The sequence below is a fragment of the Phocaeicola faecicola genome, from assembly GCF_013618865.1.
Taxonomy (GTDB): Bacteria; Bacteroidota; Bacteroidia; order Bacteroidales; family Bacteroidaceae; genus Phocaeicola; species Phocaeicola faecicola.
In genome coordinates this window covers 1-585 of sequence record NZ_JABSOE010000173.1, presented here as the reverse complement: position 1 = coordinate 585, position 585 = coordinate 1, and the positions used below count along the sequence as shown (strand labels likewise).

Genomic DNA, 585 nt, shown 5'->3' with positions numbered 1-585 from the left:
ATAGATTGATATTATTAGTAGAAAGCCGGATACGCGGAGACGTGTACGTCCGGTTTGGGGGCGAGCTTCCGAAAACCCACCGTAGTAATACGGCAGGGCGTTGGATGCTTAGCCTACCCCTGAAGTCTGTCAACAATCTGGTGAAGGATGCCCGTAAGGTCAGTGAGATTATCCTGATGGTCGGTGACGTGTCGGAAATCTACGTGACCAATTTCCAAAAGATGCTGGGTGACGAGAACTTTTCTCCCGAAGAGCTGGATGCCATCGCTTTCGGTTATACCAAACTTCTGGAAGAGAGCAACGGGGTGTTGCAGGACCTCAAGCAGGTAATCAACGTCAGCACCCTTTCCATGACCGACAAGGACCGTATGGACGTGGTGGATGACTGTTATGCCAGTATGCGCCGTTACCGCAATCTCGTGAATTACTATACGAACAGGAATATAGCCGTGAGTTTTCTGCGTGCCCGCAAGAAGAATGACCTTGACCGTGTCCTGAAGCTCTATGGCAATGACACCTCCAAATACTGGTAGCCTATGGTATTGTTATCCGTGGATTTCTCGAATCTCCATACCATTCTGGAGA

Annotated in this window: 1 protein-coding gene; it reads left to right on the top strand. The window is 49.4% G+C overall.

The features are described 5' to 3' along the window. Positions 1-533, top strand: a 533-nt coding sequence (locus tag H3001_RS19220) for a hypothetical protein (RefSeq protein ID WP_449579149.1), incomplete at its 5' end; no start/stop codon positions are given. Positions 534-585 lie beyond the last annotated feature (52 nt).